This window comes from Couchioplanes azureus, from assembly GCF_014648355.1.
Classification (GTDB): Bacteria; Actinomycetota; Actinomycetes; order Mycobacteriales; family Micromonosporaceae; genus Actinoplanes; species Actinoplanes azureus.
In genome coordinates this window covers 472,777-495,811 of record NZ_BMQY01000003.1, presented here as the reverse complement: position 1 = coordinate 495,811, position 23,035 = coordinate 472,777, and the positions used below count along the sequence as shown (strand labels likewise).

General features: G+C 73.7%; 18 protein-coding genes and 1 riboswitch. Of the genes, 6 read left to right on the top strand and 12 right to left on the bottom strand.

Annotated elements, in window-relative coordinates:
• Positions 1–36: 36 nt before the first annotated feature.
• Positions 37–1,539 carry a ferredoxin reductase family protein gene (locus IEY99_RS13460; RefSeq protein WP_229798615.1) on the bottom strand — a complete coding sequence of 501 codons (1,503 nt, stop codon included), beginning with the start codon at positions 1,537–1,539 and terminating at the stop codon, positions 37–39.
• Between the two features lie 201 nt (positions 1,540–1,740).
• Here IEY99_RS13460 and cbiE point away from each other — a divergent pair, with 201 nt between their 5' ends.
• From cbiE to IEY99_RS13445, 3 genes are read left to right on the top strand one after another with little or no spacing between them, the layout of a single operon-like run.
• On the top strand, positions 1,741–2,949 hold the full coding sequence (gene cbiE / locus IEY99_RS13455) for a precorrin-6y C5,15-methyltransferase (decarboxylating) subunit CbiE (protein WP_189202959.1): 1,209 nt from the start codon (positions 1,741–1,743) through the stop codon (positions 2,947–2,949).
• Positions 2,901–3,689: a precorrin-4 C(11)-methyltransferase gene (cobM, locus tag IEY99_RS13450; protein WP_229798612.1), complete on the top strand. Its 789-nt coding sequence runs from the start codon at positions 2,901–2,903 to the stop codon at positions 3,687–3,689. Before cbiE ends, cobM begins: the two co-directional genes overlap by 49 nt.
• Positions 3,677–4,405, top strand: coding sequence for a cobalt-precorrin-6A reductase (locus IEY99_RS13445; protein WP_189202957.1), 729 nt, complete (start codon positions 3,677–3,679; stop codon positions 4,403–4,405). Before cobM ends, IEY99_RS13445 begins: the two co-directional genes overlap by 13 nt.
• A gap of 101 nt (positions 4,406–4,506) precedes the next feature.
• On the opposite strand, the gene IEY99_RS13440 is transcribed toward IEY99_RS13445, so the two are convergent.
• From IEY99_RS13440 to IEY99_RS13430, 3 genes are read right to left on the bottom strand one after another with little or no spacing between them, the layout of a single operon-like run.
• Positions 4,507–6,168 carry a precorrin-2 C(20)-methyltransferase gene (locus IEY99_RS13440; protein WP_189202955.1) on the bottom strand — a complete coding sequence of 554 codons (1,662 nt, stop codon included), beginning with the start codon at positions 6,166–6,168 and terminating at the stop codon, positions 4,507–4,509.
• A gap of 2 nt (positions 6,169–6,170) precedes the next feature.
• A complete protein-coding gene (locus IEY99_RS13435) occupies positions 6,171–6,788 on the bottom strand; it encodes a precorrin-8X methylmutase (protein WP_189202953.1) in 618 nt (205 codons plus the stop codon).
• Between the two features lies 1 nt (position 6,789).
• Positions 6,790–8,442, bottom strand: a complete 1,653-nt coding sequence (locus tag IEY99_RS13430) for a ferredoxin-like domain-containing protein (protein ID WP_229798610.1) — start codon at positions 8,440–8,442, stop codon at positions 6,790–6,792.
• Between the two features lie 228 nt (positions 8,443–8,670).
• Positions 8,671–8,744, top strand: a riboswitch (cobalamin riboswitch).
• A 50-nt stretch (positions 8,745–8,794) separates the two neighbouring features.
• On the opposite strand from IEY99_RS13430, the gene cobN reads away from it, so the two are divergent.
• On the top strand, positions 8,795–12,340 hold the full coding sequence (gene cobN, locus IEY99_RS13425) for a cobaltochelatase subunit CobN (RefSeq protein WP_189202951.1): 3,546 nt from the start codon (positions 8,795–8,797) through the stop codon (positions 12,338–12,340).
• Here cobN and cobF read toward each other — a convergent pair.
• Together cobF and dinB are read right to left on the bottom strand one after the other, a co-directional pair.
• Positions 12,337–13,098: a precorrin-6A synthase (deacetylating) gene (gene cobF, locus IEY99_RS13420; RefSeq protein WP_189202949.1), complete on the bottom strand. Its 762-nt coding sequence runs from the start codon at positions 13,096–13,098 to the stop codon at positions 12,337–12,339. The genes cobN and cobF overlap by 4 nt on opposite strands.
• 78 nt (positions 13,099–13,176) lie before the next feature.
• The gene (gene dinB / locus IEY99_RS13415; RefSeq protein ID WP_229798608.1) at positions 13,177–14,367 is read right to left on the bottom strand and encodes a DNA polymerase IV; all 1,191 of its coding nucleotides are present in this window, start codon (positions 14,365–14,367) and stop codon (positions 13,177–13,179) included.
• 386 nt (positions 14,368–14,753) lie between these two features.
• Between dinB and IEY99_RS13410 the strand changes: the two genes are divergently transcribed.
• Positions 14,754–15,206, top strand: a complete 453-nt coding sequence (locus IEY99_RS13410; protein ID WP_189202945.1) for a GNAT family N-acetyltransferase — start codon at positions 14,754–14,756, stop codon at positions 15,204–15,206.
• Between the two features lie 469 nt (positions 15,207–15,675).
• Here IEY99_RS13410 and IEY99_RS13405 read toward each other — a convergent pair whose 3' ends face one another.
• Positions 15,676–16,377: a carbohydrate-binding protein gene (locus tag IEY99_RS13405; protein ID WP_189202943.1), complete on the bottom strand. Its 702-nt coding sequence runs from the start codon at positions 16,375–16,377 to the stop codon at positions 15,676–15,678.
• A gap of 160 nt (positions 16,378–16,537) precedes the next feature.
• On the opposite strand from IEY99_RS13405, the gene IEY99_RS13400 reads away from it, so the two are divergent.
• Positions 16,538–17,434: a hypothetical protein gene (locus IEY99_RS13400; protein WP_189202941.1), complete on the top strand. Its 897-nt coding sequence runs from the start codon at positions 16,538–16,540 to the stop codon at positions 17,432–17,434.
• Between the two features lies 1 nt (position 17,435).
• Here IEY99_RS13400 and IEY99_RS13395 read toward each other — a convergent pair whose 3' ends face one another.
• The 5 genes from IEY99_RS13395 to IEY99_RS13375 form a co-directional block, all read right to left on the bottom strand.
• Positions 17,436–18,110, bottom strand: a complete 675-nt coding sequence (locus IEY99_RS13395; RefSeq protein WP_189202939.1) for a DUF6766 family protein — start codon at positions 18,108–18,110, stop codon at positions 17,436–17,438.
• 83 nt (positions 18,111–18,193) lie between these two features.
• A complete protein-coding gene (locus tag IEY99_RS13390) occupies positions 18,194–18,562 on the bottom strand; it encodes a hypothetical protein (RefSeq protein WP_229798606.1) in 369 nt (122 codons plus the stop codon).
• A gap of 57 nt (positions 18,563–18,619) precedes the next feature.
• A complete protein-coding gene (locus IEY99_RS13385) occupies positions 18,620–19,333 on the bottom strand; it encodes a tetratricopeptide repeat protein (protein WP_189202938.1) in 714 nt (237 codons plus the stop codon).
• Between the two features lie 35 nt (positions 19,334–19,368).
• Positions 19,369–20,106 (bottom strand): hypothetical protein, encoded by a 738-nt coding sequence (locus IEY99_RS13380; protein ID WP_189202936.1) that lies wholly within the window; start codon positions 20,104–20,106, stop codon positions 19,369–19,371.
• Positions 20,107–20,136: 30 nt separating this feature from the next.
• Positions 20,137–22,914 (bottom strand): putative bifunctional diguanylate cyclase/phosphodiesterase, encoded by a 2,778-nt coding sequence (locus IEY99_RS13375; RefSeq protein ID WP_189202934.1) that lies wholly within the window; start codon positions 22,912–22,914, stop codon positions 20,137–20,139.
• Positions 22,915–23,035: the final 121 nt, after the last annotated feature.

Here is a 23,035-nt window from a genome sequence, read left to right as displayed (position 1 = left end):
TCACAATGGGAAGCACGGAACCGACGCGGAGACGGTTCAGAACTCGAAGGGGTCCAGGTGTAGCTGGCTGTCGGGGACCTCGAGCTCCCGCAGCGTCTGCACCGCGGCGTCCACCAGGCCGGGCGGCCCGCACAGGTACACGTCGCGCCGGTTGACGTCCGGCACCAGGCCGAGCAGGCCGTTCGCCGTGAACAGCCGGCGCGGGCCGGGGTCGTTGCGTGAGCCCACGATGTAGCGGACCCACGCGTCCCGGCGTTCCGCCAGGTCCTCCAGCTCCTCGCGGAAGACCAGCTCGTCCGGGCGGCTGGCGCGGTAGATCACGATCGTGTCCGGCGGCATGTCCTCCAGCAGGGCGCGGATCGGGGCGATGCCGCTGCCGCCGGCGATGAGCAGGGCGCGGCGGCGGGTACGGCGCTGCGCGGTGAACGTGCCGAACGGTCCCTCCGCCCACACCTTCGTGCCGGGCTCCATCTCGGCCAGCTTGGCGGTGTGGCCGCCGACGGCCGTGACCGTCAGGCGCAGCCACTGCGAGTTGGGTGCCGCGGAGAGCGAGAACGGGTGGGACTGCCACCAGCCGTTGCCGGTGAAGAACCGCCAGCGCATGAACTGGCCGGCCTGCGCGGGCAGCTTGTCCAGGTTCTTGCCGTCGATGTAGATCGAGAACGTGTTCGTGCCCTCGGCGACCACCTCGGCCACCTCGAAGCGGTGCCGCGTGTTCAGCCAGACCGGCTCGACGAGGCGGCCCCAGACCAGGGCCGCGATCACCAGCGCGCCGAGCGCCGGCCAGAAGACGTCGGCGAAGTCGCCGCCGAGGTTGGCGCCCATCGCGACCTGGTGGCCGTACCCGAGGAGCAGCACGAGGTAGGCGCTCAGGTGGATCAGGTGCCAGAGCTCGTACGGCATCTTGCTCCGCAGCGCGCGGATCGAGATGAGGCTGATGAAGACCAGCAGGCCCGTGGCGACCGTGGCGCCGATCATGTCCGGGAAGGTCGTGATCATCGTCCAGCCCTGGTCGACCACGCCGGTCTCGCTGGTCATCGCGTAGCCGTACACGATGAACACGACGTGCGCGCCGACCAGCACGACCAGGGAGGTGCCGAGCCAGCGGTGCCAGCGCAGCAGGTCGCGGGCACCCACCCAGTCCTCGAGGAACGAGACCCGGCTCATCATCAGGAGCTGGATGAAAAGGACGTACCCGCCCACCAGCCCGGTGATCCGGCCCACCGCCATCATCAGCGCCGCGGTGTCCTGGATGGCACCCGCCTCGGTCTCGAAGAGCCACAGCGCGACGCTGGTGGCCAGCCCGGCGAAGAACAGCAGCACCGTGAGCAGCCGGTTGCCGGAGGTCGCCTCGGCCGGCGGGCGGTCATCGGTGACGATCGCGGGGCCGGAGCCCTGCCAGCCGGTCGGGTCGCCGGGCGCCTCGACGAGGATGTCGCCGCGCGGCACGCCCTCGTTGAGGTCCGGTTGCTCCCAGAAGTCCCGGGCGGGGCGTTGGTCCTCGAAGGTCTGGAACATCGTCGGCCCTGGTCGCGCCATCGGCTCTCACCCGCCCGGCAGTCGTCATCCGTCGCCGGGCCGCCCCCCGGCGGCCCACAGGACGGCCCTGTCTGCGCAGGCCGTCGAGGGGTACTACGCGGAGCGGCGGGGGAAGGCTCAACGCGGAGCGAAAAAAGGCCCGACCGGCTCACCCGGAGCCGGAAACCGGGCCGGACAACCCGACCGGCTAACGTCACCGGCGTGACTGACAACCCCGCCGGACTCACCGTGGTCGGCATCGGCGCCGACGGCTGGGCCGGTCTGACGGGTACGGCCACCGCCGCGCTCACCGCCGCCGACGTGATCCTCGGCAGCGACCGCCAGCTCGCCCTGCTGCCGCCGCAGGTCGCCGGTGAGCGCGTGGCCTGGCCGTCGCCGCTGCTGCCCGCCCTGCCGGGCCTGCTCGAGGCGCACCGCGACCGCCGCGTCGCGGTGCTGGCCAGCGGCGATCCGATGTTCCACGGCATCGGCGCCACCCTGCGACGCCATGCCGGTCAGGTGCGCGTCATCCCGCATCCGTCGTCGGTCTCCCTGGCCGCCGCCCGGCTGGGCTGGCCGCTCGCGGACGTCGACGTGCTCAGCCTGGTCACCGCGCGGGTCGAGGAGCTGCACCCGCTGGTCCATCCGGGCCGCCGGATCCTGGTGCTGAGCCGGGACGCGTCGACCCCGGCCGAGGTGGCCGCATTACTGACCAGCCGCGGGTACGGCGACAGCACCGTGACGGTCCTCTCCCGGCTCGGCGGCGAGGACGAGGCGAGCGTCCGCGGGCCGGCGGCGACCGTCGACCTCACCGGGCTGGACCCGCTCAACGTGGTGGCGATCGAGTGCGGCCGGGGCGGTGCCCGGCTGCCGCTCACCCCCGGACTGCCCGACGACGCCTACGAAAGTGATGGGCAGCTCACCAAGCGTGAGGTGCGCGCGGTGACGCTGGCGATGCTCGGCCCGCAGCCCGGCGAACTGCTCTGGGACGTCGGCGCCGGGTCGGGCAGCATCGCGATCGAGTGGATGCGCAGCCATCGCGCCTGCCGGGCCGTCGCGGTCGAGTCCTCGCCCGAGCGGGCGGCGCGCGTGGAGGCGAACGCAGCCGCTCTGGGCGTACCCAAGCTGGAGGTCGTCGTCGGTCGCGCACCCGGCGCCCTGGCCGGGTTGTCCACGCCCGACGTGGTCTTCATCGGCGGCGGCGTGACGCGCGACGGCGTGCTGGAGGCCGCGTGGGCCGCGTTGCCCGAGGGCGGGCGGCTGGTCGCGAACGCGGTCACGCTGGAGTCGGAGGCGGTGCTGGCCGCCTGGTACGCCAAGCTCGGCGGCGAGCTCACCCGGGTCGCGGTGAGCCGGGCGTCGCCGGTCGGCGGGTTCACAGGATGGAGATCGATGATGCCGGTGACGATCTGGTCGGTGGTCAAGCCGTGACGGTGCACTTCATCGGCGCGGGTCCCGGGGCCGCGGACCTGATCACCGTACGCGGGCAGCGGCTGATCGCCGCCGCGCCGGTCTGCCTGTACGCGGGCAGCCTCGTCCCGCGTGAGCTGCTCGGATCGTGTCCGCCGGGCGCGCGGCTGGTCGATACCGCGAACCTCGACCTGGACGAGATCGTCGCCGAGATGGTCGAGGCCACCAGGGCCGGTCAGGACGTGGCCCGGCTGCACTCCGGCGACCCGTCGGTCTTCAGCGCGGTGGCCGAGCAGATGCGCCGGCTCGACGCCGCGGGCGTGCCCTACGACGTGACCCCGGGCGTGCCGGCCTTCGCCGCGGCGGCCGCCTCCCTCGGCCGCGAGCTGACCGTGCCCGAGGTGGCACAGACGGTGATCCTGACCCGTACGGCGGAACGCGCCACCGCGATGCCGCCGGGGGAGGACCTCGCCACCCTGGGCGCCAGCCGCGCCACCATGGTGTTGCACCTGGCCGTCCAGCGGATCGAGGCGGTGGTCGCCGAGCTCGTACCGAACTACGGCCGGGAGTGCCCGGTCGCGGTGGTGGCCCGGGCCAGCCGCGACGACGAGGTCGTCCTGCGCGGCACGCTGGCCGACATCGCGGCGCGGGTGATCGACGCGGGCATCAAGCGCACCGCCGTCATCGTGGTCGGTGCGGCGCTGACCGCGTCGCAGTTCCCGGACAGCCACCTGTACTCGACCGATCGATGCCGGAGCTGACCGGGCGGGTCCTCCTGCTCGGGGGAACCACCGAGGCGCGGGCGCTCGCCGGGCGCGTACCCGTGATCAGCTCGCTCGCCGGGCGGACGTCCCGGCCGCTGCTGCCCGCCGGCGAGGTGCGCATCGGCGGCTTCGGCGGCGTCGAGGGTCTGGTCCGCTACCTGCGCACGGAGCGCATCGGCGCCGTGGTGGACGCGACGCATCCGTTCGCCGCGACCATGACCGCGCACGCGGCGGCGGCGACCTCGCAGACCGGGGTACCGCTGCTGGTCTTGCGCCGCCCGGGATGGCGCTCGGGGCCGGGCGACGTGTGGCACCGCGTGCCCCATCTACCCGCCGCCGCGGCGCTCGTGCCCGGCCTCGGCGAGCGGGTCTTCCTGACCACCGGACGGCAGAGCATCGCCGCGTTCGCCGCCCTGGACGGGTGCTGGTTCCTGTCCCGCTCGGTCGAGCGGCCCGCCCCGCCGCTGCCGCGGCGCCTCGAGGTGCTGCTCGACCGCGGCCCGTTCACCGTGGACGGCGAGCGCGAACTGCTGCGGCGGCACCGCATCGAGGTGCTGGTCACGAAGGACAGCGGGGGCGGCGCCGCCAAGCTCGACGCCGCCCGCGAACTCGGGCTTCCGGTCGTGATGGTCGACCGGCCGCCCCTGCCCGCGGACGTGGCGACCGCCGCGACCGTCGACGAGGCCGTGGCCTGGCTCGCTCAGCGGGGGTAGCTGCGGGGCGGCGCGCCCGGCGCCGGTGGCTGCGCGGCCGTGCGCTCTGCGGAAGTAGCTGCGGGGCGCGCGCTCAGCGGGGGTAGCTGCGGGGCGCGCGCTCAGCGGGGGTAGCTGCGGGGCGTGTAGACGTGGGTGGCGCCGTCGCCGCGGCTCACCACCCGGGTCCGGCTGGAGCCGATGATCAGCAGGCAGCGCATGTCGATCGTCGCCGGGTCGAGGTCGCCGAGCGTGGTGACCCGCACCGTCTCCTCCGGACCGCCCACGTCCCGGCCGACCACCACCGGCGTCTGCGGGGCGCGGTGCTCGAGCAGCAGCTCCCGGGCCCGGACCAGCTGTTCCTTGCGGCTCTGCGACGCCGGGTTGTAGAGGGCGATCACCAGGTCGGCGCCCGCGGCGGCGGACAGCCGGGACGCGATGATCTCCCACGGCTTCAGCCGGTCCGACAACGACATGATGCAGAAGTCGTGGCCCAGCGGTGCGCCCGCGCGGCTCGCCACCGCCTGCGCCGCGGTGAGGCCGGGCACGACGCGGACCGGCACGTCCTTCCACTGCGGGTCCTCGCTGACCTCCAGCACCGCCGCGGCCATCGCGAACACACCGGGATCGCCGGAGGACACGACCGCCACCCGCCGCCCGCGCTTCGCCAGATCCAGGGCGAACGCGGCCCGCTCGGCCTCGACCCGGTTGTCCGACGCGTGCCGCCGCTGCCGCGGGTTCGCCGGAACGCGCGCCACGTAGGGTCCGTAGCCCACGACGTCGTCCGCCTCGGCGAGCGCGGCGTGCGCCTCCGGGGTGAGCCACTCCCGCGCCCCGGGCCCGAGCCCGACGACCGTGACCTGCCCGCCCCGGCCCCCGGCACCCACCCCGGGGAACTCCTCCGCCGCGGAGGAGGCGTCCCCGGTGGACGGCGCGGCAAGGGTGCCCGTCGCCGGGGGAGCGGTGGGGGTGCCGGTCGCGGCGAGGGCGTCCGGCGCGGAGGTGGCGTCCGTCGCGGGGGCCGGGGTGACCTCCGCCGGTGCGGTGCCGGACTCGATGAACGCGGTGGCGGCGGTGCTGGGGAGCAGGGCCAGGGAGAAGTAGGGCACCGTGGCCGGGTCGACGTCGGCCAGCCGGCCGCGGCGCTCCTGGTCGGTGGTGGCCCGCTCGACGTACCAGGCGTCGTCGAGGCGGCCGGCGCGCTCCAGCGCCTCGCGGACTCCCGCGAAGGTGCGGCCCAGCTTCATGATCGCGGCGGAGCCGGTGCCCGCCAGCTTGGCGGCGAGCTCGGCCGGCGGCAGCGTGCCCGGCAGGACGGTCAGCGTCTCGTCGCGTTCCATCAGGGGCCGCCCGAGCACCGCCGACGCGGCGCTCACCGAGGTCACGCCGGGCACCACCGCGGTCTCGTAGCGGTGGGCGAGCCGCTTGTGCATGTGCATGTACGAGCCGTAGAAGAACGGGTCCCCCTCGGCCAGCACCACCACGTCGCGCCCGGCGTCCAGGTGCGCCGCGAGCCGTTCGGCGCTCGCCGCGTAGAACTCGTCGATCGCCCCCTGGTAACCGCCCGGGTGGTCGGTGGTCTCGGTGGTGACCGGATAGATCAGCGGCTCCTCGATCTGCCCCTCGCGCAGGTAGGCCGCCGCGATCGCCCGCGCGTTCGAGCGCCCGTGCCGGGCCGCGTGGTACGCGATCACGTCCGCCGCCCCGATGAGCCGTGCCGCCTTGACGGTGACCAGCTCCGGGTCGCCCGGGCCGAGCCCGACGCCGTACAACCGACCCGCCACCGTCACTCCTCCTCCGAGGCGAGGGCGTTGACCGCCGCCGCCGTCATCGCGCTGCCGCCCCGCCGGCCCCGGACGATCAGATGTTCCAGCCCGGACTCGGCGAGCGCGTCCTTCGACTCGGCGGCGCCGATGAACCCGACCGGGATGCCCAGCACCGCGGCGGGCCGGGTTGCCCCCGCCGCCACCATCTCCAGCAACCGGAACAGCGCGGTCGGCGCGTTGCCGATCGCCACCACGGCCCCGCCGAGCCGGTCGCCCCACAGGTCCAGCGCGGCGGCGCTGCGGGTGTTGCCGATCGCGGCGGCCAGCGCCGGTACGGCCGGATCCCGCAGCGTGCAGACGACCTCGTTGCCGGCGGGCAGCCGCTTGCGGGTCACCCCGGAAGCCACCATCTCGGCGTCGCAGAGGATCGGCGCGCCGTCGAGCAACGCCTTGCGCGCGGCGGTCACGACCCCCGGGCTGTACCCGATGTCGTCGACCAGGTCCACCATCCCGCACGCATGGATCATGCGGACGGCGACCCGCGCCACATCGGCCGGCAGCCGCGACAGGTCGGCCTCGGCCCGGATGGTCGCGAACGACCGCCGATAGATCTCCGCGCCGTCGCGCACGTACTCCATCTCAGCCCTTCCTCACGGCCGCGACCAGCGCCGCCACCTCAGCGACCGGCACCGAGCCGCCCGCCGTCCCTTCGTCGTCCACCGCCGCCGCCCGCGCGCCTTCCGGCGCCGGGCCGTCCGTCGTCCGCGCAGCGTCGGGCGCCGGGCCGTCCGTCGTCCGCGCAGCGTCGGGCGCCGGGCCGTCCGTCGTCCGCGCGGCGTCGGGCGCCGGGCCGTCCGCCGTCCGCGCGGCGTCCGGCACCCGGCCGTCCGCCGTCCGCTGATCGGGCAGTGGTGCGCGGCGCACCAGGTAGCCGGAGCCGGTGGCCTCGACCCGCACGTGCGGTCCCTGCGGGCTGCCGCACCCTCGGGCGCAGCCCACCCAGTGCACCGGCAGCCCGGCACCGGGCCGCGTCGTCGCGTCGGCGTCCGCGCGCACGTCCGCCAGCGCCTTGCCGCATCCGGGCCGTCCGGCGCACGAGGTGACGCCGGTCCACCGCGATCCGGCGGCGGTCTCCAGACCGGCCCCGGCGAGCTTACGCATCCACGTCCCGGCGCCGTCCGCGGGCAGGCCGGGCACCACGACCCCACGCCACGGCGTGACGACGACCGTCTCCGCGGACTCCAGCGCGCGCAGCGCGTCGCCGCCGAGCCGGCCCAGCGGCACCAGCGCGCCGACGGCCCGCCGCCCGTCGCGCTGGGGGATGACGCCGAGCGGCTCCCGGAGAAGGGGCGCGGATGTCCCGGCCGACCGGGGTGAACGGACCGGCGGCCGGAGCAGGTCAGGATCCGGCTCGCCGAGGGGCACGCCCAGCGCCGCCGCGGTGTGGGCCGCCATCCGGGCCGGCCCGTCGGTCAGCTCGCGCACCCGCCAGGGAGGCCGCCGGCCGGAGCCGACGTCGTGCGCCGCCAGCGTGAGGAACGCGTGGCCCGCCGCCAGCAGCGCGCCGACCACCTGGTCGGGACGCACCCGCAGACCCAGGTCTCGCCCGGCGAGGAGCACGGCCACCCTCGGTCCTGCCGGCATCGGCAGCGCGGCCACGTCGGCGGATCGGGCCACGTCGCCGGTGCCGTCGTCGACGGCGAACAGGAACCGGCCGGGCAGGGCGGCGAGGGCCGGGTCGGCGCAGAGCGCCTCATCCAGCGCCCGGAGCGGCGCGGCATCCTCCAGCAGCGGCGATCCCGCGATGTTGCGGACCAGCTCGTGCGTCGCCGACGGCAGCAGCCCGGCCGCCGCGAGCCGCTCGGCGAGCCGGGCCGGCGCGACGCCGCGCAACGCCCGCAGCTGCAGGTTTGCGCGGCTGGTCAGCTCGACGTGCCCGTCGCCCCACTCCTCGGCCAGCGCCCGCAGCGCTGCGAGCTGGGTGCCGGTGATCCGCCCGCCGGGGATGCGCACCCGGGCCAGCGGCCCGTCGGCAGCCTCGTGCAGCCGCAACGCCCCCGGACAGGCATCGAAGTCGGCGCGGACGCCACCGACCGCACCGGGCGCCGGGGAGAAGCCGGGCGCCGGGGAGAAGCCGGGCGCCGGGGAGAAGCCGGGCGCCGGCGAAAGGCCGGGCCCGGGGCGAATGCCGGGCGCAGCCGACATGCCGGGCGCGGGGGAAGCGTCAGAGGCACCGGCAGCGCCGGGCGGCGTCCCGGCGTCGTTGCCGGGACGGTCGGGGGGCAAGGACACGGCCCGGATACTACGGATCGGGTCCGACAGATCCCCGGGGCCGGTCGGGATCGTCACATCAGGCCGCGACGCGAGCCGGTCGGATCATCACGTCAGGCCGTTACGCGGGCCCGGTCGGAGCGTCACGGCGGGCGCGCGACGCGGACCGGTCGGGGCCGTCACACGGCGTCACGTTGACTCCGGCTGGCGCGGTCGGCAGAGTGGGAGTCCACGTGCGGCGACGCCGCGGAGGAAGCCGGTGCGAGTCCGGCGCGGTCCCGCCACTGTCACCGGGTTCTGCCGAGCCCGGGAGCCAGGAACTCCGGTCGCCGTGATTCCTTCGACCCAGGGCGCGGACCCTGAGGGGAGAGCCGTGTTTCTGCTGCTGTCGACGTCCGACACCGACCTGCTCAGCGCCCGGGCCAGTGGCCGCGCCTGGCGGCTGGGCAACCCCGCGCGCACCGCGGTCGGCGATCTTCCCGCGCTCACCGAGGGCGCCGAGCTGATCGTCGTGCGGATCCTCGGCGGGCGCCGGGCCTGGGAGGAAGGGCTCGACGCGCTGCTCGCCGGGCCGGTGCCGGTCGTCGTGCTCGGCGGCGAGCAGGCGCCCGACGCCGAGCTGATGAAGCTCTCCACCGTGCCGGCCGGCGTCGCCGCCGAGGCGCACGCCTACCTCGCGCACGGAGGCCCGGGCAACCTGGCCGCCCTGCACGACTTCCTGTCGGACACCATCCTGCTCACCGGCCACGGCTTCGCGGCGCCGGCCCCCGCACCCGACTGGGGCATCCTGGAGCGCCGGACCGCGCAGACCAGCGGCCCGACCGTCGCCGTGCTGTACTACCGCGCCCACCACATGGCCGGCAACACGGCGTTCGTCGAGGCGCTCTGCCAGGCCGTCGAGGCGAAGGGTGCCCGGCCGCTGCCGATCTTCACCGCTTCCTTGCGTACGGCATCGGCGGAGCTCCTGGCCGAATTGCGCAAGGCGGACGCGCTGGTCGTCACCGTGCTCGCCGCAGGCGGCACGAAGCCTGCCACGGTCTCCGCCGGCGGTGACGACGAGGCGTGGGACGTCGGGGTACTCGCCGACCTCGACGTGCCGATCCTGCAGGGGCTCTGCCTGACCAGCAGCCGCGAGGCGTGGGAGGCCAGCGACGACGGGCTGTCCCCGCTGGACGCCGCGACGCAGGTCGCCATCCCCGAGTTCGACGGCCGGATCATCACCGTCCCGTTCAGCTTCAAGGAGATCGACCCGGACGGCCTGTCGGTGTACGTGCCGGATCCGGAGCGGGCCGCGCGGGTGGCCGGCATCGCGGTCGCGCACGCCCGGCTGCGGCATGTGCCGCCGGCCGAGCGCCGGATCGTGGTCATGCTCTCGGCATATCCCACCAAGCACTCCCGGATCGGCAACGCGGTCGGGCTGGACACGCCCGCCTCGACGGTACGGCTGCTCGCCGCGCTCGGTGAGCGCGGTTACCGGATCGGCTCCTTCCCCGGGGTCGGCGAGCAGGACGGCGACGCGCTCGTCCACGCGCTGATCGCGGCCGGCGGGCAGGACCCGGACTGGCTGACCGAGGAGCAGCTGGAGAGCAACACCGTGCGGATCAGCGGCGAGGCGTACGCCGCGTGGTTCGCCACGCTCGACGCCGACCTGCGGGAGTCCATGGAGCGGCACTGGGGCCCGCCGCCCGGCGAGCTCTATGTGGACGGCGGCGACATCGTGCTCGCCGCGCTGCGCGACGAGAACACCGTGGTCATGGTGCAACCGCCGCGGGGCTTCGGGGCCAATCCCGTGGCGATCTACCACGATCCGGACCTGCCGCCGAGCCACCACTATCTCGCCGCGTACCGGTGGCTCGCCGACGAGTTCGGCGCGCACGCGGTCGTGCACGTGGGCAAGCACGGCAACCTCGAGTGGCTACCGGGCAAGAACGTCGGCATGTCCGCCGCGGACGGCACCGACGCCGCGCTGGGCGATCTGCCGCTGATCTACCCGTTCCTGGTCAACGACCCCGGCGAGGGCACCCAGGCGAAGCGCCGGGCCCACGCCACCCTGGTCGACCACCTGATCCCGCCGATGGCGCGCGCCGAGTCGTACGGTGACATCGCCCGGCTGGAGCAGCTCCTCGACGAGCACGCGACCATCGCCACGCTGGACCCGGCGAAGCTGCCGGCGATCCGGTCGCAGATCTGGACCCTGATCCAGGCCGCGAGGATGGACCACGACCTGGGCCTGGCGAACCGTCCCGGCGACGAGGAGTTCGACGACTTCCTCCTGCACGTCGACGGCTGGCTGTGCGAGGTCAAGGACGTGCAGATCCGCGACGGCCTGCACGTGCTCGGCGCCGCGCCGACCGGCGAGGCGCGGATCAACCTGGTCCTCGCCATGCTGCGTGCCCGGCAGATGTGGGCCGGTCAGGTCGCGGCGCTGCCCGGCCTGCGCGAGGCGCTCGGCCTGCGGGAGGACGCCTCCACCGCCGAGACCGACGCGGTCGAGGCCCGGGCCCGGGAGCTGGTCACCGCCATGGAGGAGGCCGGCTGGCCCGCCGAGGTCCCGGACCTCACCGACGACCCGCGGGTACGCGACGTGTTGACCTTCGCGGCGACGGAGATCGTGCCCCGGCTGTCGCGGACCACCGACGAGCTGACGAACGTGCTGCACGCCCTCGACGGCGGGTACGTGCCGGCCGGGCCCAGCGGCTCGCCGCTGCGCGGGCTGGTCAACGTGCTGCCGACCGGCCGCAACTTCTACTCCGTGGACCCCAAGGCCATCCCCAGCGCGCTGGCCTGGGAGACCGGCCAGGCGATGGCGGAGTCGCTGCTCAGGCGCTACCGCGACGACTACGGCGACTGGCCGCGGTCGGTCGGCCTGTCCGCCTGGGGCACCAGCGCCATGCGGACCGCGGGCGACGACATCGCCGAGATCCTCGCGCTGCTCGGCGTACGCCCGGTCTGGGACGCCGCCTCCCGGCGGGTCACCGGCATCGAGCCGATCGACCTCGCCGAGCTGGGCCGCCCGCGCATCGACGTGACCGTGCGCATCTCCGGCTTCTTCCGGGACGCCTTCCCGCACGTGGTGGCCCTGCTGGACGACGCGTTCACGCTGGTCGCCGACCTGGAGGAGGCGCCGGAGCAGAACTTCGTGCGGGCACACGCGCTGGCCGACGCGGGGGAGGGCAGGACCTGGCGGCAGGCCACCACGCGCATCTTCGGCTCCCGGCCGGGTGCGTACGGCGCCGGCATCCTGCCGCTGATCGACAGCCGCAACTGGCGGGGCGACGCCGACCTCGCCGAGGTGTACGCGGTCTGGGGCGGCTTCGCCTACGGCCGGGACCTCGACGGCGTGGAGGCGCGCGCGGACATGGAGACCGCGTACCGGCGCATCGAGGTGGCGGCGAAGAACATCGACACCCGCGAGCACGACATCGCCGACTCCGACGACTATTTCCAGTACCACGGCGGCATGATCGCCACCGTACGGGCACTGACCGGCCGGGCGCCGGCCGCGTACATCGGCGACTCCACCAACCCGGACGCCGCACGCACCCGCAGCCTGACCGAGGAGACCGCCCGGGTCTTCCGGGCCCGGGTGGTCAACCCCCGCTGGATCGCCGCGATGCGCCGGCACGGCTACAAGGGCGCCTTCGAGCTGGCGGCGACGGTCGACTACCTCTTCGGCTACGACGCGACCGCGGGCGTGGTCGCCGACTGGATGTACGAGCAGCTTGCGGCGACGTACGTGCTGGACCCGGAGAACCAGAAGTTCATGACCCAGTCGAACCCGTGGGCGCTGCACGGCATCACGGAACGCCTGCTGGAGGCCGCCGACCGCAAGCTGTGGGCGGCACCCGACCCGCAGACGCTCGCCGCCCTGCAGCAGGTCTACCTGGAGACCGAGGGCGACCTGGAGGGCGACGACTAGCCGGTCGGGTGGCGGCGCAGCAGGTAGGTGTCCATGATCCAGCCGTGCCGGGCGCGGGCCTCGGCGCGGACCCGGCGGATCTCGTCGGCCACCTCGGCCAGCGGGCCCGATATGAGCAGCTCGTCCGGGGTACCGAGGTAGGCGCCCCAGTAGATGTCGACGTCCTGCGCGTCGACGGCGCCGAAGGTCTGGTGGGCGTCGAGCATCACGACGACGTCGTCGACGTTCGCGGGCCATTCCTCGGCGAGGCGGCGCCCGGTGGTCACCTGGAAGGGCCGGCCGATCCGGTTGACGCCGATCCGGTGCTTGGCGGCGAGAGCCGAGACGCTGCTGATGCCGGGGATCACCTCGTAGTCGAAGCGGGTGCCGCCGCGGGCCAGGATCTCGTCGAGGATCGCGATGGTGGAGTCGTAGAGCGACGGATCGCCCCAGACCAGGAAGGCGCCGGTCTCGCCGTCGAGCAGGTGCTCACGGATCAGCGCCTCGGTCACCTCGGAGCGGCGGTGCCGCCAGTCGGCGATGGTGCCCTCGTAGTCGGCCGGGGTGCGGTCGCGGTCGGGGTCGCGGCCCTCGGCGACGCGGCGGCCGGGTTTCCCGTACGCCTTGAGGATCCCGCGCCGCAGCTCGATCATGCTTTCCTTGGCCTCGCCCTTGTCGAGCAGGAAGAACACGTCGGTCCGGCCGATCGCCTTGGCTGCCTGCAGGGTGAGGTGGTCGGGGTCGCCGGCCCCGATCCCGATGACGTAGATCTTCCGCACGCCGTGCAGTCTGCCCCACCCGCCTGCCCGTCCTCCCGGAGGGGCGGGCGAGTGCGGTGCCGGCCGGGTGCCACCTGCTCAGTCCGGCAGGAGGGGCACCGACGGGTGCAGCTCGCGGCCCAGCGACGCGGCCCGGGTGACCGAGCCCGAGCCGAACCGGTCCCGGACCGCGTCGAGCGCGGTGTCGAGGCCGTCGTCGTGCGGGTCCTCGAACGGCAGCTCGAGCTGCACCGCGCCGTCGCTGTCCAGGTTGCCCACCGCGACCCCGACCAGCGTGATGCCGCGCTCCTCGATCAGCGGCCGGGCGGCCGCCAGCAGCGCGCGGGCGGTCTCCAGGATCGCCCGGGTCTGCATCGTCGCCTTGAGCAGGCTGCGGGACCGGGTGGCCCGGCTGAAGTCGCCGAACCGTAGCCGCAGCGTCACCGTCCGGCCGGCGCGTCCGGCCGCCCGCATCCGCCGGGTCACCCGGTCGACCAGCGCCGCGAGTGTCGCGTCGAGCTCCGCGAACGGGCGCGGCCGGCGCCCGAGGGCGCACTGTGAGCCGATCGAGCCGCGCCGGTGCCCCACCCGCACCCGCCGGGGGTCGCGGTTGTGCGCCAGGGCGTGCAGGTGCCGCCCGGCGTGGGCGCCGAGGATGGCGACGAGGGCGGCCTCGCCGATCCGGGCCACGTGCCCGACCGTGCGGATCTGCCGGTCGCGCAGCTTGCCCGCGGTGACCGGGCCGACCCCCCACAGGCGTTCGACCGGCAGCGGGTGCAGGAACGCCAGCTCCTCGCCGGGCGGCACGACGAGCAGCCCGTCCGGCTTGCCGACTCCGCTGGCCACCTTCGCCAGGAACTTAGTGCGGGCCACCCCGACGGTGATCGGCAGGCCCACCCGCTCGCGCACCTGCGCCCGCAGCGCCGCCGCGATCTCGGCGGGCGTGCCGCGGATCCGGTGCAGCCCGCCGACCTCGAGGAACGCCTCGTCGATGGAGATGCCCTCGACGATCGGCGTGGTGTCGCGGAACACCCGGAAGACCGCCTTGCTCGCCGCCGAGTAGGCCGGCATCCGGGGCGGGACGACGATCGCGCCCCGGCACAGCGCCCGCGCCTGGGCGAGGCCCATGGGGGTACGCACGCCGCAGGCCTTGGCCTCGTAGCTGGCGGCCAGCACGACGCCGCCGCCGACGAGCACCGGCCGGCCCCGCAGGCCCGGGTCGTCACGCTGCTCCACCGACGCGTAGAACGAGTCCAGGTCGGCGTGCAGGATGGTCGCCCGATCAGCCACGGGCGCCATCTTAGAACATATGTGCGACTCCTCGGGCTCCGCGGCTCCGGCGCGCCTTTCGTGATCGATCGCGGCACCCGATCGCCATCCATGAGCTGGCTCGGTCATCATGACACCGGCTGCGGGCCTGATCTGGTACCCGCCTTCGTCAATCCACTGGTGGTCGCCTTGGCGCTGCTGTTCCTGACGCTTGTGGCCGTCACGGTTGCGTCGAAGGTCAGGCGGACCAGGCTGGCCTGGAGCGCACCTGGCTCTTGAGGGTCCAATACAGCGACATGCTGCTGGGCATCACACGGTTCGCGCCAGAGTCTGCAACTCGCGAGCAGAGCCAGCCTGTGGCGGCTCGCGTCCCGCGGACACACCGCCGGGAGCCGATAATGAGGCGCATGGACCTCGAGGTGGCTTTGCGTGAGCCCGCCCTGGCCGACGTGGACGTGTTCTTCGCCCAAGAACAGGACCCTGAGGCTGCCCGCCGCGCGAACTTCACTCCTCGCAGCCGCGCGGAATTCGTACACCACTGGACTCAGCGGATCCTCGGCGACGACACCGTCGATTCCCGAACAGTCACCGTGGACGGAGAGACTGCAGGAAACGTCGTTGCCTGGTGGCAGGACGGCCGGCGCACCATCGGCTACTGGCTCGGCCGTGAGTTCTGGGGCCGAGGGATCGGCACCGAGGCGCTGCGGCAGTTCCTCGAACGGGAGCGGTTCCGTCCGCTCTACGCCGACACCGATGTGAGTAACACGGTGTCGCTTCGCCTACTTCGGCGCTGCGGCTTCGAGCACGTCGAAACCGTCAAGACCGGCAACGTCGAGTACGTCGTGCTCAAACTTTCCTGAAGCCTCGGAAGCCGCCGCGTCGGCCAAGGCGGCCGTCGGTGCGCGCTCGTCGGGTGGCGGTGTGCGACTTACCACGGCGTTCCACCGCCTTCCGGCGCTGCCCGGAGCCTCGGTGGAGTCGGTGGCATGTGCCGACCGGGGGCTCATCATTCATCTGCGTCGACGCCGTCGGTGGATGGTGTGCCCGTGCTCGACCGCGACGCGAGCTCGATATGACACCTCACGGCGGTGGCGGCACTGCGGCCGTGTCCGCACCGAGCAGGTGCTGTGCGCCCGACCCGGCGCTCGGCACACCAGCGACTTCGAGGACGTGGTGGCCTGGTCCAGTTCCCCGGCTCGAAAGCATCAACGCCGAGATCCGGCTCATCTCTCAGCGCCATGACTTGTCTCTGCCTTGGTGGGGTGAGCATCGCCTTACCCTGAAACCTGACTAGTCGTACATATGCGCGACGTGATCCGCGCGGGTGCCTCAGCGGCCGAAGGCGAAGTAGTTCAGGTTGAGGAACTCGGCGCCGGTCTGGCAGACGAACGTCAGGTACACCGCGTGCGTCCCGGTCACCGGCGTGATCACCGTGGACTGGGTCTGCCAGTTCTGCCAGCCGCCCATGTTGCCCACCGTGAGGTTGCCCACCGGTGGGCCGGCGGGGCTGTCGAGGCGGATCTCCACCTGCCCGGTCACCCCGTCGCCGACGTCCGAGGCGACCCGCGCGGCGAACCGGGTCGCCGGGGTGGTGCCGAAGTCGACCCCGTCGAAGCGCAGCCAGTCGCCGTTGTTGATCCAGCCGACGTTCCGGCCGCCGCCCTCGTCCTCGGTGTCCTCGGGCTCGGTGCCTTGCTGGCTGGTCGCGTCCTCGGCCTGGATGACGGTGTACGCGTCGATGCCGCCCGCCGGCGCCGAGGCCGGGACGGAAGGTGGCGCCGAGGGATCCGGGGTGGCGGCGGAGGGTGGCGCCGAGGGCGCCGGGGTGGCGGCCGCCGAGGAGACCGCGGGAACGGGAGCCGGCGGTGCGGCCGCCGCGGAGGCCGGGTCGGCGTCGCCGCCCTGGAGCCGGCCGAGCAGGTAGCCGAACGCCACCAGCGCCAGCCCGGCCGCGGTGAGCGCGACCCGGTTGCGGGTGACCCTCGAGCGCGAGTGGTACACCCCGGCGGAGGGAGAGGTGGGCGTAGTCATCGGATCGAGAGGATAACTCAGGATCGCGAGGAGGCGTCCCGGCCGGTGGATCCGGCGGGGTTGCCGGGTGAACCCGGCCCGCGGTCGCCCGACCGGGGTACCCGGAAGGCCCCGGGGTGCGCCATCATCGCTCCTATCGCCTCAGATGAGGAGGAACCGGATGGCCGGCTGGATTCTGGTGCCGTGCCTGGTGTCGTTGCGCGCCGAGTTCGACCGGCTGGCACCGGACCGCGGCAAGGCCTCGGACGGCACGATCGGCGACCGGTCGCATGCGGGGAACCCGTCCGACCACAATCCCGACGAGACCGGCAGGACCCCGGACGAGGACAGCGACCGCGTCAACGAGGTGCACGCGATCGATGTGGACAAGGATCTGCGCCGGCCGGGCTGGACCATGGCCCGGTGTGTCGGCGTCATCGTCAGGCGCCACCGCGACGGTCGCGACGACCGGCTGCAGAACGTCATCTACCAGCGCCGCATCTGGTCCCGTACGTGGGGCTGGACCGCGCGCGCCTATACGGGCGCCAACGCGCACACCGGGCACGCGCACTTCAGCGCCCGCTACACCGCCGCACAGGAGCGCGACACCAGCCCGTGGGGGCTGCTCGAGGAGGACGACGTGACCAAGAGCGAGTTCATCGCCTGGATGACCGAATGGGCACGCAGCGCCGCCGGCCGGGAGGCCCTCGCCCGGGCGGTGCTGACCTACGACCCGGGCAAGGACGCGAGCGGCAAGGTGCCCCCGGGCGGCATCGTCAACCCCGGCGCCGACGCCGCGGGCAACCCGACGGTGGGCGCCGCGTGGGCGCTCAACCGCGCGATCGTGGCGTCCATCGTGGGCTATCAGATCCGCGACCGGGTCGACCAGGTGCGGGCCGGAGTGGACGCTCTGCTGCAGGGCGCGCCGCCGCCCCCGGTGGGTGCGCAGGTCACCGCCCGGACGGCGCTCGACGCCATCGGTTCGGGCGCGCTGACGGCCGAGGAGACGGCCGAGGCCCTGCGGTCCGCGCTGGGGCCGGACCGGGCGGCGCAGGTCGGCCGCCTGCTGACCGGCTGAGCTAGCCCTCCACGCCGGTGGCGGTGTGCGCGGAGCCGACCGGCTTCGACTGCGACGAGCCGCGCTGGCGCAGATAGATGGCCAGGATGGCCATGGAGGCCACCGCGAGCAGTTCGGACTGCCAGTTCTGCAGCGTACGGTTCCAGAAGTCCGGACCCGTCAGGTATTCCGCCGGGCTCAGCGGATCCTCGAGGTTGCCGAGCTGCTCCTCGTTGAAGGCGGCGCGCCCCGCGATGAACTGCGCGAGCCAGGACAGCAGGAAGATCGCGCCCATGACGAAGCCCAGCGAGTTCGAGAAGAGGAACAGCTTGACGCCGCGGGCCCGCGCCCACGCGGGGGAGTTCTCGTCGGCGTAGGCGCCGACCTTCTGGTCCTCGTCCGACTCCAGGCCGACCTGGTTCAGGCTCTTGGACTCCGGCGAGCCCTTCTGCACGAGCCAGACGGTGAGGAAGATGAAGAGGAAGAACTGAAGGTACTCCGACTGCCAGTTCTCGGCCACGTCCGTGGCGAAGCTGGCCGAGGTGACGTAGCGGCCCAGGGAGATCCCCGGCAGACCCTCGGCGAGCTGCCGTTGGTTGAAGTCGGCGAGGCCGGCGAAGGCCTGGCCGACGAGCACGGCGAGGAACAGCAGGCCGAAGGTGAGGCCGAGGGCGTTCTCGCGGACGAAGCGTTTCACCGGTGCAGCACCCCCAGCGCGATGAAGTAGGCCAGGCCGGACCCGACGACGAGAAGCAACAGGATGAACAGTGCCCGCATGGGTCAGCCTCCCTGCACGGCGCAGTCGTACGGCCGCTGGTCCCGCGGCGTGCAGCCGGCGGCGACCACCCGCCAGCCGCCGGGGAAGGCGGCGAGGAACACGGTGTCGTCGGTGAGGCGTACCTGGGCCCACTGGCCGTAGACGTCCGTGCCGGTGACGGTGCCGGGCGACGGCAGGTCCTCGTCGAGGATCGCGGCCGCGCAGGACTCGCCGGCCGACTCCTCGACCTCGGCGAGCGTCTCCGGGGCGAGCGTCGCGCAGGCCGCGGCTCCGTCCCGGCTCTGCACGGCCGTCAGCAGCTGCACCGCCACGTCGGCGGCCGCCTCACCGCGCTCCGCGGCCGGTGCGCAGCCGCCCAGCAGGAGCAGCACCGCGGGTATCCAACGTTTCAGCACAAGCGCCGCTTTCCCCGGCGGCGACCTTTCCAATCATGGAAGATCGACCGACGCCTCGGCCTCGCGCAGGAACTGCTCGATCCAGCCGATGCGCCGGGTGCTCAGGCCGGCCTCGCGGGCCTGGCGCAGGGCCTCGCGCACGTGGGCCAGGCCCTGGTCGCGGAGCCCGTCGGCCAGCTCCGCCAGGCCCAGCGCCACGGTGCCGCCGGGGATCCAGCGCGGGTCGCCGAGCTCCTGGCGCAGCTCGTGGGAGATCCTCAGGTGGTGCAGCGCCAGGTCCGATTCCAGGTCGCCGCTGGCGTGATAGAAGCCGATGTGGCGGTGCACCTCCGAGCGCAGCAGCAGGTCGCCGTGCTTCTCGGCCAGCTCCAGCGCCTCGGTGAAGCAGGCCATCGCCGCCTCCCAGTCGTTGTGCAGCACCTGATGCACGAGACCGAGGCCGAAGAGCGACTCCGCCGTGCCGGCCGGGTCGCCGAGCTCGCGGCGGATGCTCAGCGCCTGCCGGAAGAGGCGCTCCTCGGTGCCGCTGTCCGCCTCGGCCAGGTCGTTCTCCAGCGCGCGGAAGTGGGCCAGCATGCCCAGCCGGTCGAGGGCCGCCGCCTCCAGCGCCCGGTCGCCGGCCGCCCGGGCCTCGTCCAGCAGGCCGGTGAAGGTCGCCTCGGCCTGGGTGTAGTCGCCGGTCCGGAACGCGGCCTCGTACAGGGCCTCGTTGCCGGCCGTCAGTGTGTCCCCCGTTGTCGTCCCCATATGCGGAGATTACGCGCGATCCCGGGGGAAATGGGTCATTCTTGCGCGGGCGCAGGTGCCACCGGCGCGGTGAAGGCCACCTCGCTGACATCGGCCACGATCTCGGTGAGGTCGCTGCCGTACGCGGCCGGCTCCCGGATCCGCAGCACGACGCAGAAGGGCCGGTCCGCGCCGTAGCGCCGGAACAGCTCCCGGTGGTGGTTCGCCAGGTAGCGGGCCGTCGCGAGGTTGCCGCCGGCGGTCAGCCCGCCGAGGTAGAACACCGGCCGCCCGTCCGCCGGGCCCCAGAAGCGGGCCAGGACGGCGTACCCGGTCTGCGGGGTGTGGACGTACTCGTGGCCGCCGACCGTGAAGGCGAGCTTGGCGCCGTCGCCGTGCGCGGGCCACTCGAACACCGTGTAGCTGAGCCCGTGCAGCACCGCCCGCAGGTGGGTGCCGGCCCGCGGGTTGGCGCCCGGGCCGCCGACGCAGAACTCGGCGACGCGGCCCAGCTCGTGCACGGGCTGCCCGCCGCCGACCAGGTCGGCGCGGGCGCCGCACTCGCGGACGATCGTCGCCAGCTCGACCAGGGCGGCCACGTCGCGGCGGTGGATGCTCTCCTCGCGGGGCGACGAGGCGTGCCGGGAGGCGACCAGCAGGCTGGTCGCACCCGCGGTGAGGCCGAAGAAGGCGCGCTCGCGTTCCAGCCGGCGGCGCCGGATGGCGAACTGGGCCAGCCACACCGCCGAGCCGGCGATGACGCTGGCCAGAAGATTGATCAAGAGGTCGCCCACGCGTTCATGGTGACCGATGGCCGCCGCGGGTCAGGCGCAGGGGCGGACCGCGGCGCTCTCGGCGAGCAGGCGCCCGGCCTCGCCGGCGGGCACCGGCCGGGAGAAGTAGAACCCCTGGGCGAACGTGCACCCCATCTCGCGCAACGCCGCGAGCTGGCCGTACTCCTCGATGCCCTCGGCCACGGTGGACATGCCGAGGCTCTGGCCGAGCTGGACGATCGTGCCCGCGAGCGCGGCGTCGTCACCCGGTTCGCCCAGCCGCTCCACGAACGAGCGGTCGATCTTCAGGGTGTCCACCGGGAACCGGCGCAGGTACGCCAGCGACGAGTAGCCGGTGCCGAAGTCGTCGATCGCCAGGGTGACGCCGAGCGCCTTGAGGCGGACGAGCTGCGCCAGGTTCTCCTCGGTGTCGGTCATCAGCACGCTCTCGGTCATCTCGAGGCACAGCTTGTCGGCCGGCATGCCGGTCTCGGTCAGCACCTCGCGGACCATCGCGGCCAGGTCGCTGTGGTCGAACTGGCGTACGGAGACGTTGACGGCCATCTTCACCGGCGGCCGCCCGGTCTCCCGGGACCACTGCACGGCCTGCCGGCACGCCTCGGCGAGCACCCAGCGGCCGAGCGGCACGATCAGGCCCGTGGCCTCGGCCAGCGGGATGAAGTCCAGCGGGGAGATCATGCCGCGTACCGGGTGCTGCCAGCGCACCAGCGCCTCGAAGCCGGCGACGTGGCTGTCGTTCATGTCGATCGTCGGCTGGTAGTGCACCGTCAGCTCGCCGCGGGCCAGGGCGAGGCGCAGGTCGGCCTCGAGCTCCAGGCGTTCGACCAGGCCGGCCAGCATCTGCGGGTGGTAGCTGGCGAAGCCGCTGCCGCCGCTGTGCTTGGCGCGGTACATGGCCAGGTCGGCGTTGCGCATGAGCTGGTCGGCCGCCTCCGCGTGGGAGCCCCGGGCGGCGTCGTCGCCGAGGGCCGCGTACGCCGCCAGCCCCACGCTTCCGCGCACGTGCAGGTCGCGCTCGTCGACCCGGAACGGCTCGTGCAGCCCGTCGACGATGCGCCGCGCCACGCCCTCGGCGTCGCCCGAGCCGAGCTCCGAGGCGATCAGCACCGCGAACTCGTCCCCGCCGAAGCGCGCCACCATGTCGCCCTCGCGGACCGACCCGCGCAGCCGGTCGGCGACCTGGACCAGCAGCTTGTCGCCGGCGAGGTGACCGAGGCTGTCGTTGACCTCCTTGAACCCGTCGAGGTCCAGGAAGAGCACGGTCACGTCGCCGTCGGCCGGCCGCTCCTGCAGCGCCTCGGCGACCCGCTCCCGGAAGAGCGCGCGGTTGCCCAGCTGTGTCAGCGAGTCGTGGTACGCCTCGTGCACGAGCTGCTCCTGCAGCTCCTTACGCTCGCTGATGTCGCGAGTGTTGATCACCAGGCCGCCGACGGACGGGTCGTCGAGCAGGTTGGTGATGGTCATCTCGGCCTGCCGCAGCCGGCGGTCGCGGTGCCGGACGGTCAGTTCCAGGACCGTGCTCGCGTACGGGCGGCTGCCGACCGAGCGCAGGGCGGCGGCCAGGCGTGCGGCCGACTCCGCGTCGATGATGCTGGTCAGCCGCCGGCCGGTGAGTACCTCGGCCGGGTAGCCGAACACGCGCTGCACGGATTCGCTCTGGTAGAGCACCTCGGCGTCGGTGCCGACCACCGTCACCACGTCGGAGCTGTGCTGGACGAGGGCGTGGAAGCGCTGCTCGCGGGCGTACAGCTCGGCGGTGCGGTCGGCGACGCGGGCCTCCAGGTGGCGGGTCAGGCCCCGGTTCTCCAGCAGGGTGAGCAGCTGGCGGCCGACCATCAGCAGGATCACCGCCGAGCGGCTGTACTCCACGTACGCGCTGGTGTGCCCGGTCCGCGCGAACCACAGCACGCTGGTGAGCAGCGCGGCGAGCACCGCCACGTACGGCAGCAGCACGCCGAGCGGCTGCCGGCCGGTGACCGGTTCCCCGGCGATCCGGTGCCCGTGCGCGGCGGGACGCGCCGCGGCGAGCAGGATGAGGGCGAACCCCGCGAACCAGCCGACGTCGGTGACGTCACCCGGGTAGTACGCGCCGATCAGGTTCAGGTACGCGTACTCGATGTCGGAGACCGCGAACGCGACGATGCCCGCACCGACCAGCGCGAGCTCCGCGAGCGTGTGCCCACCGCGGCGCCGCAGGACGAGCAGGTAGACCACGATGGTGATCATGACGACGTCGCCCAGCGGGTAGGCCAGGCTCACGGCAAGGGCGAGCGTGCTGTCGCCACCGGCCTCGATGAGCGGGCGGACCACGAAGATCCACGCGACGAGCATCAGCGAGACGGCGACCATCAGCCCGTCGAGCACGCTGCGGGCCCGGTTGGCGAGCGTCTGCGCGGCCGCCGGGAACACGAACAGGCCGGCCGAGGCGAGCACGACCATGCCGAGATAGCCGATGTCCGCCTCCGACGGCAGCGGGACGGTGCCGGTGAGCAGGTCCAGCCGTACGGCGCAGGCCTGCCCGCCGGCCCAGGAGAGCACCCCCAGCCCGACCAGGATCCAGGCCGCGCGCATGCGGCCCCGCAGCGTCGTGGCCCGGATCAGGCAGGCGACGGCGGCGCACAGGGCCGCGGCGCAGAGGCCGAAGTTCGAGATCGTCTTGGCGACGTCCGGGCCACCCGCCGCGGTGCCGAGGACCACGCCGAAACCAGCCGAGACCACGGCGACGGCGACACACAGACGGGCCCAGCGGCGCCGCGCACCCGGCCGGCGCCGGTCCGCCGCCGGCGGTTCCGTGGTGGGTGCCCTCAAGGTCGACTCCGGTTCGTGAAGCCGTCCCGGTGCGAGACGGCCGCACTTGCCGACATCGGAACACCCGGCCCGAAACTTGAGGGGTTCCGCCGGGCGGAGTCAGGATCGTGACCCGCGGGAC